The sequence below is a fragment of the Mycobacterium sp. 360MFTsu5.1 genome (genome assembly GCF_000383495.1).
Lineage (GTDB): Bacteria > Actinomycetota > Actinomycetes > Mycobacteriales > Mycobacteriaceae > Mycobacterium > Mycobacterium mucogenicum_B.
This window is the reverse complement of sequence record NZ_KB911471.1, coordinates 33,216-48,442: the sequence shown is the minus strand read 5'-3', so window position 1 is coordinate 48,442 and position 15,227 is coordinate 33,216. Positions and strand designations below refer to the sequence as shown.

At 68.5% G+C, this 15,227-nt stretch carries 15 protein-coding genes; 7 read left to right on the top strand and 8 right to left on the bottom strand.

Annotated features, from left to right (window positions below; all coding sequences use genetic code 11):
* The first annotated feature begins 9 nt into the window (after window positions 1-9).
* The 6 genes from H289_RS0122900 (at window position 10) to H289_RS0122875 (ending at window position 7,198) form a co-directional block, all read left to right on the top strand.
* On the top strand, window positions 10-426 hold the full coding sequence (locus H289_RS0122900) for a F420-dependent biliverdin reductase (RefSeq protein WP_020103170.1): 417 nt from the start codon (window positions 10-12) through the stop codon (window positions 424-426).
* A 158-nt stretch (window positions 427-584) separates the two neighbouring features.
* A complete protein-coding gene (locus H289_RS0122895) occupies window positions 585-1,481 on the top strand; it encodes a helix-turn-helix domain-containing protein (protein ID WP_020103169.1) in 897 nt (298 codons plus the stop codon).
* Between the two features lie 164 nt (window positions 1,482-1,645).
* Window positions 1,646-4,102 (top strand): Ig-like domain-containing protein, encoded by a 2,457-nt coding sequence (locus H289_RS32010; RefSeq protein WP_020103168.1) that lies wholly within the window; start codon window positions 1,646-1,648, stop codon window positions 4,100-4,102.
* Window positions 4,099-5,310, top strand: a complete 1,212-nt coding sequence (locus tag H289_RS0122885; protein WP_020103167.1) for a cytochrome P450 — start codon at window positions 4,099-4,101, stop codon at window positions 5,308-5,310. Before H289_RS32010 ends, H289_RS0122885 begins: the two co-directional genes overlap by 4 nt.
* Entirely contained in the window at window positions 5,307-5,498 is a 192-nt protein-coding gene (locus tag H289_RS0122880) for a ferredoxin (protein WP_020103166.1), read from the top strand. Before H289_RS0122885 ends, H289_RS0122880 begins: the two co-directional genes overlap by 4 nt.
* An 80-nt stretch (window positions 5,499-5,578) precedes the next feature.
* Window positions 5,579-7,198 (top strand): 4-coumarate--CoA ligase family protein, encoded by a 1,620-nt coding sequence (locus H289_RS0122875; RefSeq protein WP_020103165.1) that lies wholly within the window; start codon window positions 5,579-5,581, stop codon window positions 7,196-7,198.
* Here H289_RS0122875 and H289_RS31135 read toward each other — a convergent pair.
* The 8 genes from H289_RS31135 to H289_RS0122835 form a co-directional block, all read right to left on the bottom strand.
* On the bottom strand, window positions 7,195-7,872 hold the full coding sequence (locus tag H289_RS31135) for a hypothetical protein (RefSeq protein WP_020103164.1): 678 nt from the start codon (window positions 7,870-7,872) through the stop codon (window positions 7,195-7,197). The genes H289_RS0122875 and H289_RS31135 overlap by 4 nt on opposite strands.
* A 113-nt stretch (window positions 7,873-7,985) precedes the next feature.
* Window positions 7,986-8,996 carry a methionine synthase gene (locus H289_RS0122865; protein ID WP_020103163.1) on the bottom strand — a complete coding sequence of 337 codons (1,011 nt, stop codon included), beginning with the start codon at window positions 8,994-8,996 and terminating at the stop codon, window positions 7,986-7,988.
* Between the two features lie 10 nt (window positions 8,997-9,006).
* A complete protein-coding gene (locus tag H289_RS0122860; protein WP_020103162.1) occupies window positions 9,007-9,351 on the bottom strand; it encodes an ArsR/SmtB family transcription factor in 345 nt (114 codons plus the stop codon).
* Window positions 9,348-9,836: an SRPBCC family protein gene (locus H289_RS0122855; protein WP_020103161.1), complete on the bottom strand. Its 489-nt coding sequence runs from the start codon at window positions 9,834-9,836 to the stop codon at window positions 9,348-9,350. Before H289_RS0122855 ends, H289_RS0122860 begins: the two co-directional genes overlap by 4 nt.
* A gap of 76 nt (window positions 9,837-9,912) precedes the next feature.
* Window positions 9,913-10,980 (bottom strand): tRNA 2-thiouridine(34) synthase MnmA, encoded by a 1,068-nt coding sequence (mnmA, locus tag H289_RS0122850; RefSeq protein WP_029105619.1) that lies wholly within the window; start codon window positions 10,978-10,980, stop codon window positions 9,913-9,915.
* Between the two features lie 2 nt (window positions 10,981-10,982).
* A complete protein-coding gene (locus H289_RS0122845) occupies window positions 10,983-12,170 on the bottom strand; it encodes a cysteine desulfurase family protein (RefSeq protein ID WP_020103159.1) in 1,188 nt (395 codons plus the stop codon).
* A gap of 33 nt (window positions 12,171-12,203) precedes the next feature.
* Window positions 12,204-13,058 (bottom strand): lysophospholipid acyltransferase family protein, encoded by an 855-nt coding sequence (locus tag H289_RS0122840; protein WP_020103158.1) that lies wholly within the window; start codon window positions 13,056-13,058, stop codon window positions 12,204-12,206.
* The gene (locus H289_RS0122835) at window positions 13,055-13,888 is read right to left on the bottom strand and encodes a GNAT family N-acetyltransferase (protein WP_029105618.1); all 834 of its coding nucleotides are present in this window, start codon (window positions 13,886-13,888) and stop codon (window positions 13,055-13,057) included. Before H289_RS0122835 ends, H289_RS0122840 begins: the two co-directional genes overlap by 4 nt.
* A 108-nt stretch (window positions 13,889-13,996) precedes the next feature.
* Here H289_RS0122835 and H289_RS0122830 point away from each other — a divergent pair, with 108 nt between their 5' ends.
* On the top strand, window positions 13,997-15,139 hold the full coding sequence (locus H289_RS0122830) for an NDMA-dependent alcohol dehydrogenase (RefSeq protein ID WP_020103156.1): 1,143 nt from the start codon (window positions 13,997-13,999) through the stop codon (window positions 15,137-15,139).
* Window positions 15,140-15,227: the final 88 nt, after the last annotated feature.

Here is a 15,227-nt window from a genome sequence, read left to right as displayed (position 1 = left end):
CTTTTGATCATGATGGCGAAGGCAACGACACGGCTCACCAGTGACGCGCTGGCATTCCTCACCGAGCGTCATCTGGCGATGCTGACCACCCTGCGGTCGGACAATTCCCCGCACGTCGTGGCTGTCGGTTTCACCTTCGACCCGAAGACCCACATCGCGCGCGTCATCACCACAGGCGGCTCCCAGAAGGCCCTCAACGCAGCCCAACGCGGCGTTGCCGTGCTGAGCCAGGTCGACGGTGCCCGGTGGCTGTCCCTCGAAGGCAAGTCGACCGTCAGCAACGACGCCGACGACGTCCGCGACGCCGAACTGCGCTACGCCCAGCGCTACCGCACCCCGCGGGTGAACCCACGGCGCGTGGTGATCGAGGTCCGCATCGAACGCGTCCTCGGCTCCAGCGAGCTGTTGGACCGCGGCGAGGCCTAGTCAGTCCGGCAATATCGTCGAGAAGGACCAAATGGTCGCTGTGACGACCTCGAGAACAACCACTTGGTCCTTCTCGACGCCAAGACGTTCACCACTACACACCACCGACAACTATTCGTCATAAGATGCTCAGCGTCCCCAGACCGGCAGGAGCATCGATGACACGCGGCACTCCGCTGGAAGACAGCGCACGGGCAGGCTCACCGCCCACCGACCGCGTCGTCAGCATCATCGAACTCCTGGCGCAGCAGTCCGAACCGAGTTCGGTGGCCTCCATCGCATCCCGACTGGACCTCAACCGCGCGACCGTCACCTCGATCCTGCTGGCCCTGGAGCGCGCGGGTTGGGTTGTGCGCCTTGCTGATCGGAGTTACACCCTCGGTCCGGGCATGCTCGGCGTCGCCGAGGCCGTGCGCAATGCCCTGCCTCTGCCGGAGAACCACACCGAGGTCCTGCACGACCTGGCACATGCCACCAAATGCGGTGTATCGCTGGCCATGGTCGGCACCAGCGAGATGACGTTCGTCAGCGTGGTGCGCGGCGTCGGCCACATCCCGGGCGGCGTCGGTGTCGGCGTGCGCCTGCCGTTGACGCCGCCGGCCGGCGCGACGGTGATCGCCCGCCGCGACGCGGCAAGCCAACAACAGTGGCTGGCCGGCGCGCCGCAGGAGCTGCGCCCCGACTTCAGCAACCTGCTCGACCAGCTACGCAAGGACGGCGTCGCCATATTCGATTTCGGCGACGCCAACCCCGAAGTGCTGGGCGTACTCGGCGACGTTGCCGAACTGCTCTCCGAGCACCCCCGGCGCAGTGCGCTACGGCAGCGGGTTTTCGAGACGCTGGTCAGCCTCGGCGGAAAGCCGTACAGCACGGCACAGCTCGAATCCCCCGAGCCGCTCGCCGTGAGCTATCTGAGCACCGCCGTGGACAACGCCGCCGGCCATCCGGCCTACGAGATTCAGCTCGGGCCGCTGGATCCGTCGGTCAGCGCTGCCGACCGCGCGCGGTACATCCACGAATTGCGCTCGGCCGCAGCAAAGCTCGGCCAGCACTAGCCACCGTCACAGCCCAACCCGCCCGACCGTCCGGCGGGCACTTTCGCGACCCACTCAGCGGAAAACAATGCTTGCGCGTCCGTCGTCGGGATGCTTACCATCTGCCTGTCGCCAATTATTTGGCAATCAAACGACAATTATTCGTCACTACTTCGGGAGCGTGGATGGACACAGCGACGACGCTGCATCGCATTGGTAGCTCGGCGGGATCGGGCCACGCCCGGTTCATCGGCCGCGTAGGCGCACTGGCAGTTGCCCTCGGCATCGGCATCGCCGTCGCGAACGGTCCCGCCATCTGCCTGGCCGACACCGGCGCCAGCGCCACCTCCGGCGCGTCCACGTCCGCATCGTCCACCGACAACCCGTCGCCGGCCACCAAACCGAAGCCCGAGAAGCCCGCCAAGAAGGCGAAAAAGCCCAAGCGACAGGACGACTCGTCGGCCACGACACCCGACAAGCCCGGGGACACCGACAACCCGAAGTCCGACACCCCCGACCAGACGCCGGCCACGACGAATCCCGGGTCGGGCAACCCGGCCGAGACCACGAATTCGACGCCCAGGAAGTCCCGGCAGAAGCAGCAACGCAACCGGACGACCAAACCCATCGCGTCAGTCGCCCAACCTGCCGCCGCGACGACTCAGACCGCCCCGAAGGCCGCCACCCCGACCGCGGCGGTGACCGCACCGAAACCGGCTGCAGCCCAGGCACCTTCAGTGGAGTCCGCTGCCACCACGGTTTCGTCGGCCCTGTCCGCCGCCGCGACCAAGATCAACACCCTCACGGCGACAACGCAACCCGTTTCGACCGCCGCCACCGGCGGCAACTTCGTCACGCATGTGGTGTCGAGCCTGCTCGGCGCCATCGGGCTCGTCCCGCACGCCGGAACCAGTCCCACCGCTCCGCCGCAGGCGCCGGTGCTGTGGACCCTCTTCAGCTGGATTCGCCGCGAGATCGGCCACACGTTCTTCAACTCCGCGCCGATCGTCAACTACAAACAGACCGAGACCAGCCAGACATTCGGCGGCGTCATCAAGGGTGACTTGAAGGCCACCGACGCCAACGGCGACAAGCTCACCTACACCGTCGACAAGGGCCCGACGAAGGGCGCCGTGACGGTCCGCCCGGACGGCACGTTCACGTACACCCCAAGCGACGCACTGGCATTCACCGGTGGCACCGACTCGTTCACGGTCACCGTCGACGACCGGCCGGGCAATCCGTTCCACATCAACCTGCTGAAGCTGTTCCAGCCGAATGCCGGTGCCACCACCACCGAGACCGTCACTGTCACGGTGAAGCCGACCAGTCCGCTCGGCACGGCCGACCAGATCGCGCTGGAACAGAAGGCCCAGGAGATCGTCAACACGCCGCAGGTGCAGGCTGCCATCGAGGCGCTCAAGCAGGCCTGGCTGGCGCATGCGCAGCAGCGGTTCGGCCTCGTCGGCGGCGTCGACGCCAAGAACCTGGCGCTGCTCGACGCAGCCGCCCGGGAGCAGGCTCTCAATGCCGCGATGACAGTGGTCAACAACGATCCGGACAACCCGCTGGTGATGGCCGTCGATATGCGCGCGCACAGCTGGTACGGCATCGACACCCCCGGCGGGAGGTTCATCTACGACAACCCCGACACCATCTACCGCACCATCCCGGTGCGCAGTGATTCGACGTACGTCATCAGCGGCAAGTACCTCGGCGGCGTCCCCGCCGACGGGAACTTCGGCGTCTACGCCGACATCAGCGATGCCAAACCGATCGGGAACCTGTTGGCGAAGGACCTCGTGGTCAATGCCGACGGCACGTTCATCATCACGGTGGACGGCAATCCCACCCAGCCGGGGCAGACCAACCACATCTATCTGCCGCCGGAGGCCCAGCAGATCTTCGTCCGGTACACGATGGCAGATTGGAACACCGAATCGGCGCCCGGCCTCACCGTCACCCGCACGAGCGGTCCGGCGGGCTCGCGCGCGGAGAACTTCGACAAGATGGTCGCACACACCGCCGACATCCTCGCGAATTTCGGTACCAGCGCGCACAATACGGCGCTCGACATCGTCACCCTCAACCTGCAGACCGGGCAGCTCAAGCCGCCCAACACGCTGACGCAGCCGTTCAACTTCCCCGGCACCCTGGTGTCGCAGAAGCAGAGCCTCGGCTACTTCCAGCTGGCCGACAACCAGGCTCTGGTCATCACGATCAACCCCGGCAACGCCGGATACTTCGTGGTGCCGGTGACCAACGACTGGGAACTGTCGCCCGGCGACGGCACCGCGCAGACGAGCCTCAACAACGCACAGTCCATCGCCAATGCGGATGGCACCTACACGCTCGTCATCTCCCCCGACGACCCCGGCGTGGCCAACTGGGTCTCCACCGGCGGCCTCAACCAGGGCACCCTGTACATCCGGTTCCAGGCGCTCGACGCCACCTCGTCGGCGGTGCCGATGATCGTCTCGCAGCAGGTCGTCACCCTCGATCAACTCGGCGCCGTGCTGCCGGCCGGCACCAAGTACGTGACCGACGCCGAACGGCAGGCCCAGCTCGCCGCCCGTCAGGACGGCTACAACGACCGCTTCAGCCCCTTCCCGCAGATCACCACAGGAGCACAGTCCGTATGACCGCCACCGCCGTCACCTTCACCCCCGGTTCCGCCGCCACCTGGCGCAGCCCGTGGGCCATGTATGCCGCACTGCGTGAACACGATCCGGTTCACCACGTTGTTCCCGCGCACGCGCCGGACAAGGACTACTGGGTGCTGTCGCGCTACGCCAACATCTCCGCAGCGGCCAAGGACCACGAGACCTTCTCGTCGGCCGAGGGCCTCACCTTCAACTACGACGACATGGAAGCCGTTGGCATCAAAGACAATCCGCCGATGGTGATGCAGGACCCGCCGGTCCACACCACCTTCCGGCGGCTGGTGGCCAAGGGATTCACCCCGCGGCAGGTCACCGCGATCGAACCCAAGGTGCGCGAATTCGTGGTGGACCGCATCGAGAAGTTGCGCGCCAAGGGCACCGGCGACATCATCACCGAGTTCCTCAAACCCATGCCCACCATGGTGGTCGCGCATTATCTCGGTGTCCCGGAAAAGGATTGGGATCGCTTCGATGCGTGGACCGATGCCATCGTCGCCGCCAACTCCACCGGGCACCAGCCCGCCGCCGCCCCCGCCATCGCCGAATTGTTCACCTACTTCAACGAATTGATCGCCTACCGCCAGAAACATCCCGAGGACGACACCGTCTCGCACCTGGTGGAAGCCGGCTTCGGCGCCGACGGCGACATGTCCGGAATCCTGTCCATCCTGGGCTTCGCCTTCACGATGATCACCGGCGGCAATGACACCACGACCGGAATGCTCGGTGGCGCAGTGCAATTGCTCACCGCCCGCCGCGACCAGCGACAGCTCCTGATCGACGACCCGGCGCTGATCCCGGACGCCGTGGAGGAACTGCTGCGGCTCACCTCGCCGGTGCAGGGCCTGGCCCGCATGACGACCCGCGACGTCGAGATCGAGGGCACCACCATTCCGGCCGGCCGCAAGACCTTCCTGCTGTACGGCTCGGGCAACCGCGACCACCGGCAGTTCGGCCCGGACGCCGAGGAGTTGAACGTGCTGCGGCGCCCCGCGCAGATCCTCACGTTCAGCCACGGCAACCACCACTGTCTCGGCGCCGCGGCGGCCCGCATGCAGGCCCGCGTCGCGCTCGAGGAGCTCCTGACCCGCTGTCCGGATTTCGACGTCGACGCCGATGCGGTCGAGTACGCCGAAGGCAGCTATGTGCGCCGCCCCACGCACCTTCCGTTCACGGCGCAGCCATGAGCCGGGTGGAGGTCGACCCCGAGATCTGCATCGGCATGGGCATGTGCGAGGGAATCAGCGCGGCGTTCCGGGTCGGGGACAACGGCACGGTCGACATCGGTGACACCACCGACGTCGACCCGCTGGTGTTGCGCCGGGCCGTGGCGGCCTGTCCGACGGGTGCGTTGCGCATGGCCGACGACCTGTAACGCGGCGCCACAACCGGCCCGCCGACGGCAACCAACCGGCATGACGCACGTCACCCGGGCATGGTTCGATCTAAGACGCCATGACTATCGCGAGCCCTTTCCCCGAGGTCCAGATCCCGACGACGGCCGTCTCCGAGTACATCTTCGGTGATCTGGCCGAGTCGGACGCCGATCGCATCGCCATCACCGAGGTCGCGACCGGTGCCGAGTACACCTACCGCGAACTGACGACCCGGATCGAGGCGTTCGCCGGAGCGCTGGCCGCCCGCGGTCTGGGCGTCGGCGACGTGGTCGGCCTACTGGCGCCCAACAGTGCCGCGTTCGCCGTCGCCTTCCACGGCATTCTGCGGTCCGGCGCCACCGCCACGACCATCAACGCGCTGTTCACGGCCAAGGACATCGCCAAGCAACTGACCGACTCCGGTGCCGCCATGCTGATCACCGTCACGCCGCTGGCGCCGCAGGCGTTGCAGGCCGCCGCCGAGGTCGGGCTGACAGCCGATCGCGTGGTCGTGCTCGACGGCCCCGGAACCGCGGCCGACGGCCATCCCAACGCGGCCGAACTGCTCGACGGCGCGCTACCCGCACCCGAGGTCAGCTTCGACCCCGCCACTCATCTGGCCGCCCTGCCCTACAGCTCGGGCACCACGGGAAACCCCAAGGGCGTCATGCTCACCCATACGAACCTCGCGGCGAATGTGGCGCAGATTCGGCCCATCCAGGGCCTGGTCCCCGAGGACCGCGTGCTCGCGGTGCTGCCTTTCTTCCACATCTACGGCATGACGGTGCTGCTCAACTCCGTCCTGCACGCCCGCGCGCGGCTGGTGATCATGCCCAGCTTCGATCTCGCGCTCTTCCTGAAAACCATCCAGGACCACAAGTGCACGTACGCGTTCATCGCGCCGCCGGTCGCGGTGGCGCTGGCGAAGCACCCGATGGTCGACTCGTACCGGCTCGACTCCCTGAAAGGCCTGATGTCGGGCGCCGCGCCGCTCGACGACGACCTCGGCATGGCGGTCGCCGACCGGCTCGGCTGCCCCATCGTGCAGGGCTACGGCATGAGCGAGCTGAGCCCGGTGAGCCACTGCATGCCGTTCGACGGCGGCCGCGAACTCGTCGGCGCCGTCGCACCGTTGAGCTCGTGCGGCTGGACGGTGCCGAACGCCGTCAGCAAGATCGTCGACCCCGACACGGGAGCCGAGATCGGCCGGCCCGAGCACGGCCTCAGCGAGGTCGGCGAACTGTGTTTCCGCGGTCCCAACGTCATGGCCGGCTACCTCAACAACGACGCCGCCACCCGCGAGACCATCGACGACGACGGCTTCCTGCACACCGGCGACCTGGCCCGGGTCGACGCCAGCGGCTGCATCTACATCGTCGACCGGCTCAAGGAACTCATCAAATACAAGGGCTACCAGGTGCCCCCGGCCGAACTCGAGGCCGTGCTGCTGACGCACCCCGGTATCGCCGATACGGCAGTGGTCGGGGTGCGCGACCCGGAATCGGGCGAGGAAGTACCCAAGGCGTTCGTCGTCCTGCAGCCGGAGTCCGGGTTGACGGGCGACGAGATCATGGATTTCGTCGCCGGCCAGGTCGCGCCGTACAAGAAGGTCCGGCAGGTCGCGTTCATCGACGCGATCCCGAAGTCTGCCGCCGGCAAGATTCTGCGCCGCGAACTGCGCGACATCCGCGAGGTCTAGCGCGGGATCGTCTCGCCGACATCGCGCGCGGCCTTGGCCTGGCGGTACCCGACCACGAGCCCGACGAGCGGCATCAACACCAGGCCGGCCAGTCCGAACAGGTCGCCGCGCACCCCGAGCGGCTCGGCGGCGGCCCACACCGGGATGCCGCTGTGATCGGCGGACAGCAGATCGGCGTCACCTTCCTCGCTCGGCGCCGACGATTCGTGTACTTCGATGGTGGGCTGCGGCGCACCTGGCGCCTGCCACCAGGTCCCGCCTGGCGACGTGCCGGTGTGCTGTTCGGCGACGACGACGGGCACCGGCGGGTTCGGGGGCGTGAACACCGGCATCGCAGCGGGGTTGTCGGAACCACTGGCCGGCCGCGCGCCGGGCGCGGTGTTGTTGCTCTTGCCGTTCGCCTTCGCTGATTTCCCGGTGTTGGTCTGGCCCGAGACCGACGAATTGGCACCAGAGTTGCCGCGCGAGCCACCGTTGCCGGAGTTGCCGTTGCCGGCGTTGCCACGTGGGGAGCTGCTCTTGCCGGAACCCGCCTTGCCGGAGCTGCTGTTGCCACCGTTGCCATTGGACCCGCCGGGATCGGCGGCGGCGATCGCCATCGAGGGTCCGGCCATCGTCAGAAATACCGATACCGAGAGGCCGGCAACCGTCAGCAGCGCATCGTCACGGCGCATGTCTGCCCCCGATCGGTTCCGCTGAGTGGCAACCCCCTGCGCACTCCGGTCCCTCATCATGGCATGCCACCGCGCCCGGGTTGACGATTTCCGCAGTCGTCGCGGGTCAGGGCTCAGGCCGCGTCCGGGTCCTGTGCGATGCCGTCCGCGGCCTTGCGCAGCAACGTCAACGCGGTGCGCGCCCACGTCTGCGTCCCGCCCGCGAGCCCGCACGAGGGCGTCAGGCCGACGCGCTCGCGCAGCACCGTCCGCGGGAACCCGAGCCGGTCGGTGATACTCGCGGCGGCCGCGGCCACCGTCTCGACCGGCACGGAACGCTCAGGAGCGACGCCCGGCAGCACGCCGAGCATGATGGTCCGGCCCGCCTCGATCCACTCGCCGATGCCGTCGAGGTCGGCCGCGGTCAGCTTGGTCACGTCGACGGAGATGGCGCTGAAAGCGGTGCGCGCCAGGGTTTTCCACGGCACGTCCGCGGCGCAGACGTGAATGCTCGCCTGTCCCCCGACGGTCGCGATGCACTCGTCGAGCAGGCTGGCGGCGAGCAGTGCGTCGACCGGCGCCACCGGCGACATCCGGGTTACCCCGGCAAGCCGCCCGGCCAGCGCGGCGGGCAATGACGGTTCATCGAACTGCACGACGACGTCGGCGTCGCAGCGCCGCGCGACCTCGGCGCGATGGTGCGCGACGCCCTCGGCGAGGGAGCCGGCCAGGTCCCGCAGCGCGCCCGGATCGGTGATGGCCCGGTGACCGCCGGGCAGTTCGAGTTCGGCGGCCAGCGTCAGTGGACCGGGGACCTGCACCTTGATGGTCCGTCCGGTCCCGCGCAGCCCGGCTTTCTCCCATGCCTCTTCGAGCGCGTCGACGTCCTCGTCGAGCAGGCCGGTGGCGCGGCGCACGACGGTACTGCGGCCGGATGCGATGCGGTAACCGCGGGGGACGGTGTCGAGGCCGATGTCGACGAGCAGCGCGCCTGCCCGTCCGATGATGTCGGCGCCGACGCCACGCGCCGGCAGCTCCACGAGATGCGGCAGGGCGGGCAGCTCACCGACGACGACTGCCGCCGCTTCCCGGGCGACCGTCCCCGGCCACGAGCCGATACCGGTTGCCTGGGCGAAAACAGTCACCCGGCCAACACTATTCGATGGGGTCTGCGGCCGGATCTTCCACGTAGCTCCGCAACCGGTCCAGCGCGCGATCCCAGCGCTTCGACAGCGCGGTCAGGTACTCGCTGGCCTCGGCGAGCGGGTCCGGCTGAATCCGCCAGATGCGCTCGCGCCCGTGCCGGCTGCTGGTCACCAGCCCCACCGCCTCCAACAGCAGCAGATGTTTGGTGGCCGCCTGCCGGGTCACCGGAATCACCTGTGTCACTTGCAAAGTCGAGCACGGCCCGGCCTCGCAGAGCCGTACGACAATACGCAGCCGATTCGGGTCGCCGAGCGCGTCGAACAGTGGCGCGCGGTCTTCGACCGCCGTACTCACATCGACTCGCCCAGGTACTTGCGTACCAGTTTCGTCTGGGCTTCCCAGCCGCCGCTGTTGGCTTCGAACGCCGCGGCCCGGCGATCGGCCGGGATGTTGTCGAACCCGGATTCGACGATCTGCAGCAGCACGCCATCGCTGGTCTCGGTGAGCGTGAACTCGACCAGCGTGGTCGGCTCGTTGTCATAGTCGGCACCGGGTTCGACGGCGTACGGATGCCAGCGGAACGCCAGACGCCGCGGCGGTTCCACGGCCACGATCTGCCACACCGAGGCTGTCCCGGCGTGCGGTTCCTGTGCGGCGGCGACCTCGTCGTCGACCTCGGTCGGTGTGATCACCCCGGTCACCGATTCACCCGCGACGAACGGGCCGTCGAATCGGACGCCGAACCAGCGCCCGAACTCGTCGGCGTTGGAAATGGCGCGCCACACTCGGTCGAGCGGCGCACGCAAGGTGACTTCTTTTTCGATGCGATCGGTATTCATAAGCAACCCCCTGGTTGCCTATCACGTTACGACGGCATCCCCGGAAACGCAACCATATGGTTGCTTTTGGATGGGATCAGCGCGCGATCGTGGCGCTGGCGATGACCTCGTCGCCGTCCGGGTCGCGGCGGTACAGCACCATGGTCTGACCTGGGGCGACGCCGCGCAGCGGAGTGCGCAGCTGCACGTCGAGCACGCCGTCCGCGAACTCGGCGACCGCATCGGCCAGTCCGCCGTGCGCCCGTACCTGGATCAGGCATTCCACCGGTCCGTCAAACGGCACACCCGAGGTGAACACCGGACGCTCGCCCGTCAGTTCGTGGATCTCGAGGTCGGCCACACCACCGACGTGGACGGTCCCGGTCTCGGCATCGATGCCCGTGACGTAGCGCGGCAGGCCGTCCGGCCCCGGACCCGCGATGCCCAGGCCCTTGCGCTGACCGATGGTGAACCCGTGCACGCCGTCATGCTCGGCGAGCTTCGTGCCCCCGGCGTCGACGACCGCGCCCGGCCGGATGCCGATGCGGGCGCCGAGGAAGGCCCGGGTGTCACCGGACGGGATGAAGCAGATGTCGTGACTGTCCGGCTTGTCGGCGACGGCCAGCCCGCGCTCGGCGGCCTCCTGCCGGATCTGAGGCTTGGGGGTGTCACCGATCGGGAACAGGGCATGGCTGAGTTGTTCGGCCGTCAGCACGCCGAGCACGTAGGACTGGTCCTTGTCCGCGTCGACGGCACGGCGCAACCGGCCGTCCTCCAGCCGCGCGTAGTGCCCGGTTGCCACGGCGTCGAATCCCAGGGCCAGGGCACGGGCCGACAGCGCCGAGAACTTGATCTTCTCGTTGCAGCGCACGCAGGGGTTCGGCGTCTCACCACGGGCGTACGACTCGACGAAGTCGTCGATGACGTCTTCCTTGAAGCGGTCCGCGAAATCCCAGACGTAGAACGGGATTTCCAGGATGTCGGCGACGCGACGGGCGTCTCCGGCGTCCTCCTTCGAGCAGCAGCCGCGCGACCCGGTGCGCAGGGTCCCGGGCGCGGTGGACAGCGCCAGGTGCACGCCCACCACGTCATGGCCGGCGTCGACCATGCGCGCCGCGGCCACCGAGGAGTCCACTCCCCCGCTCATCGCTACCAGAACCCGCATGACTACCTTCCCAACCCGGCACTGGCCAGTGCGGCCTGACGCGCCCGCTCGACCGCGGCCGGCAACACGGCCAGCGCGGCATCGATGTCGGCGTCAGAACTGGTGTGCCCCAACGAAAATCGGAGTGATCCGCGGGCGCTCGCCGGATCGGCGCCCATCGCGATCAAGACATGTGACGGCTGCGCGACGCCCGCCGTGCAGGCCGAACCCGTCGAGCACTCGACACCTTTGGCGTCCAGCAGCATCAGCAGGGCATCACCCTCGCAGCCACGAAAAGTGAAGTGCGCGTTGCCCGGAAGCCGGTCCTCGCCGGTGCCGCCGTTCAGCACGACGTCGTCGATGCCCGACAGCACGCCGTCGACCAGTCGGTCCCGCAGGGCGCCGATCCGGGTGCGGTAGGCGTCCAGGCCCTCCACCGCAACGCGTGCGGCGGCAGCCATGGCGACCACGCCCGCGACATCCGGTGTGCCCGAACGCACGTCACGCTCCTGACCGCCGCCGTGCAGCAGCGGCACGCACGCGACGTCGCGGCGCAGCAGCAGCGCACCGACGCCGGTGGGACCACCGAACTTGTGTGCTGCCACGCTCATGGCGGACAGCCCGCTCGCGGCGAAATCGACCGGCACCGCACCGATCGCCTGGATGGCGTCGCTGTGGATCGGCACGCCGAATTCGGCGGCGACAGTGGCCAATTCGGCGATCGGCTGAATGGTGCCGACCTCGTTGTTGGCCCACATCACGCTGACCAGCGCGACATCGTCGTGGGTCTCGAGAATCTGGCGCAGGGCTTCGGCGGACGTGGCGCCGGTGGCGTCCACGGGCAGCCAGGTCACTTCCGCGCCCTCGTGTTCGACGAGCCACTCGACGGCGTCGAGCACCGCATGGTGCTCGATCGGCGACGTCACGATCCGGCGGCGCCCCGGACAGCTGTCCCGGCGGGCCCAGAAGATGCCCTTGACCGCCAGGTTGTCACTCTCGGTACCGCCGGCGGTGAAGATCACCTCGGAGGGCCGGGCGCCCAGCTGCTGGGCCAGGGACTCACGGGCCTCCTCCATCCGGCGCCGCGCCGCCCGGCCCGACGTGTGCAGCGAGGACGCGTTACCGCCGGCCGCCAGGACCGCCGTCATCGCCTCGATGGCAGCGGGCTGCATCGGGGTCGTGGCGGCGTGGTCCAGATATGCGGGGCTCATGGCCTGTCCAGGATACCGGCCAGGCCAAACCGGTCAGGCTGCCAGCGCGCGCCCGTGAACAGGAGCGACGGGCAGAGGACCGACCTCGTGCACCGCAGCCTGGCAGCGGCCGGCCAGATCGCGCCGATCGGTGCCGGGCAGCTGCAGCGACTGCACCTGCATGTGGCACACCGTCAGCTTGGCGGTGATGACGCGTTTGATCGACGTCAGCAGCGAATCGTCGCCGATGAACGCCGGGATGGTCGACTGCGCGCCGTTGCGGTGCCGGTAGGTCAGCTGCAGCGGCTGGACCGGGCGTCCGGTGTCGATCGCGGCCTGGAACATCGCCGGTGCGAAGGTGCCGTGCCCCAGGCCGCACCACGTGGTGCCCTCCGGGAACGCGACGACCGTCTGACCTGCGGAGAGCCGGTCCCCGACGGTGCGGACGACGTCGGGCAGGCCGCGCAGGCTGTGGCGGTCGATCGGGATGACCTTGAGCAGCCGGGCCACGAACCCGAGCGCGGGCCACTCGATGAGGTCGGCACGAGCCACGAACGAGCCAGGCATGACGGCACCGATCGCGAAGATGTCGACCCAGGACACGTGCCCGGCGACCACCAGCACGCCGCTCAGGTTGCGGATGGGGCCGCCGGAGACGGTGATCCGCACGCCGAGGCAGCGCAGCATCAGGCGGCAGTACAGCCGCTGGATGCGGGACTTGCCGGGCAGCGGCACCGCCAGCAGCGGCAGTGCCGGCAGCAGCAGCATCGTCATGATGAGCCGGACGGTCGTGCGCAGCACAACCACGAAGGGGCGGCTGATGTGCGCGGAGTCCACCCGGATGCAGCTGGCGTCGCACGACGCCTTGGGCAGCCAGGCGTGCTCCGCCGCCGTGACCGGCGTGGTCACTGCGCGGCCTTGTCGGTCGCGGCAGCCGCCGAGCGCAGCCGGGTCAGGTACCGGACGTCGGCTTCGCGCTTGTCCAGCAGGGCCGGGAAGTCACCGACACCGAAGTCGGGGTCGTAGGCCGGGTCGCCGCACACCTTCGCGCCGAGGCGCAGGTAGCCGCGCATCAGTGGCGGCACCGTCACGCGGGCCGGCGGCTCGATGTCGTCGAGCAGCTTGCCGTCGATGATGACCGGGCGGTACGGGCGCACCTTGTATTCCGAGGCGTGCCGCTTGTTGACGAAGTCGCGGACACCGCGAATCTGGCTGGCCGGGGCCTCGTCCGGGCCGCCCTGGATGGGTACCGACACGCAGCCGGTGACGTAGTCGTAGCCGCTGTGGTCCAGGTAGGCCAGGATGCCGCCCCACATGAGCAGCACGACGGCGCCGTTGCGGTGGTCGGCGCGCACAACGGCGCGGCCCATCTCGACCAGTGACGGGCGCAGGGTATCGAGCGCGCTGACGTCGAATTCCGTTGCGGTGTAAAGCCCACCCGCGGCGATGGCGCCGGGCGGCGGCAGCATGCGGTAGCAGCCGACGTATTCGCCGGTGTTGTCGTCGCGGACCAGCAGGTGGTCGCAGAACTCGTCGAATCGGTCAGCGTCCCGGCCACTTTCGAAACCGGGGCTGTCATCGGTGAGGGTGTAACCCGGCTCCGAGGTGAACACGTGGTGACGAAGCCGTTGCGCGGCCTCGATGTGTTCGGCGTCGGCCGACAGCAGCAGCGTGTAGCGCGGGGTGCCGGTCGATGAACTGGTGTCTTCAGGGGCGATGAGTACAGAACTAGTGCTCATGTTCAGCACGGTGACGGAGCCGTTCGGCGCGGCGGCATCAATCACGTAACGCGTTGATGACCGGTTGCGAAACATCACGGTCCGTTACATTCGGCGCATGATGCCGCGATGAGAAGCCGTGCCGCGATCATCCGTGAGGTCGGCGGGGACTGGTCGGTCGAGGAATTCGAGCTCGACCCGCCGCGCGCCGGTGAGGTGCTGTTGCAGATGGCAGCCGCCGGGCTGTGCCACTCCGACGATCACATCCGGTCGGGCCAGCTGGCCGCGCCGAAAGGTGCTGTGGTGCCGGGCATGCCGCCCACCATCGGGGGTCACGAGGGTTCGGCGGTAGTCCTGGAGGTCGGGCCGGGAGTGACGCGCTTCTCCCCCGGCGACCACGTGGTGACGTCGTTCCTGGCGGTGTGCGGGAAATGTCGTTGGTGCACAGCCGGTATGGAGTACCTGTGCGATGTCGGCGCCGGCACGCTCATCCCGGGCATGCCCACTGACGGCACCTTCCGTCATCACAGCCTCGCGGGTGAGGAACTGCGGCACACCTCGAAGATCGGCGCGTTCGCCGAACATACTGTGGTGGCAGCGGATTCGCTCGTGAAGATCGACCCGTCGTTGCCGCTCGTGCCCAGTGCACTGCTGTCGTGCGCAGTGCCCACCGGCTACGGATCGGCGGTGCGCCGCGCCGGAGTACGTGCCGGCGACACCGTGGTGGTGATCGGGGTCGGCGGTATCGGTACCGCCGCCATCCAGGGTGCTGCGTTGGGTCGGGCGGCTCATGTTGTGGCCGTCGATCCGGTGGCGTTCAAGCGGGATTCGGCGGTCGGGTTCGGCGCGACCCACACCGCGGTGACCATCGCTGAAGCTGCTGCGCTGGTACGGGATCTGACGCGCGGCGTGATGGCCGATGCCGTGATCGTGTCACCGTCGCTGATCGGTGACGGCGACGTTGCCGATGCCTTGTCCCTGACCCGCAAGGGCGGCACCTGCGTGCTGACGGGGATGGCGGCGCCGTCGGCCGGGGCCGTGCAACTCGACCTGCAGGACCTGATCCTGATGAACAAGAACCTGTGCGGCACGCTGTTCGGCTCCTGCAATCCGACCACCGAAGTGCCGGCCCTGGCGCAGCTCTACCAGGAGGGCCGGCTCAAGCTCGACGAGATGATCACGCGGCGCTACCGTCTCGACGACATCAACGAGGCCTTCGATGATCTGTTGGGCGGCCGGGTTGTTCGCGCGGTGATCGACTACGGCGTGTAGGCGCACTCGCACGAATGCGCCATAGGTACAGCCTCAACGCGCTCGCGCTCCCACCTCACGTTGACCCTGTAACCAGGGCGGTGGTTAC

Coding starts and splice junctions, on each gene's coding strand:
- H289_RS31135 (WP_020103164.1), bottom strand. CDS start 7,872: ATGCGCCGTGACGATGCGCTGCTGACGGTTGCCGGCCTCTCGGTATCG.
- mnmA (WP_029105619.1), bottom strand. CDS start 10,980: ATGCGGGTTCTGGTAGCGATGAGCGGGGGAGTGGACTCCTCGGTGGCC.
- H289_RS32010 (WP_020103168.1), top strand. CDS start 1,646: ATGGACACAGCGACGACGCTGCATCGCATTGGTAGCTCGGCGGGATCG.
- H289_RS0122830 (WP_020103156.1), top strand. CDS start 13,997: ATGAGAAGCCGTGCCGCGATCATCCGTGAGGTCGGCGGGGACTGGTCG.
- H289_RS0122885 (WP_020103167.1), top strand. CDS start 4,099: ATGACCGCCACCGCCGTCACCTTCACCCCCGGTTCCGCCGCCACCTGG.
- H289_RS0122895 (WP_020103169.1), top strand. CDS start 585: ATGACACGCGGCACTCCGCTGGAAGACAGCGCACGGGCAGGCTCACCG.
- H289_RS0122845 (WP_020103159.1), bottom strand. CDS start 12,170: ATGAGCCCCGCATATCTGGACCACGCCGCCACGACCCCGATGCAGCCC.
- H289_RS0122855 (WP_020103161.1), bottom strand. CDS start 9,836: ATGAATACCGATCGCATCGAAAAAGAAGTCACCTTGCGTGCGCCGCTC.
- H289_RS0122880 (WP_020103166.1), top strand. CDS start 5,307: ATGAGCCGGGTGGAGGTCGACCCCGAGATCTGCATCGGCATGGGCATG.
- H289_RS0122900 (WP_020103170.1), top strand. CDS start 10: ATGATGGCGAAGGCAACGACACGGCTCACCAGTGACGCGCTGGCATTC.
- H289_RS0122875 (WP_020103165.1), top strand. CDS start 5,579: ATGACTATCGCGAGCCCTTTCCCCGAGGTCCAGATCCCGACGACGGCC.
- H289_RS0122835 (WP_029105618.1), bottom strand. CDS start 13,888: ATGAGCACTAGTTCTGTACTCATCGCCCCTGAAGACACCAGTTCATCG.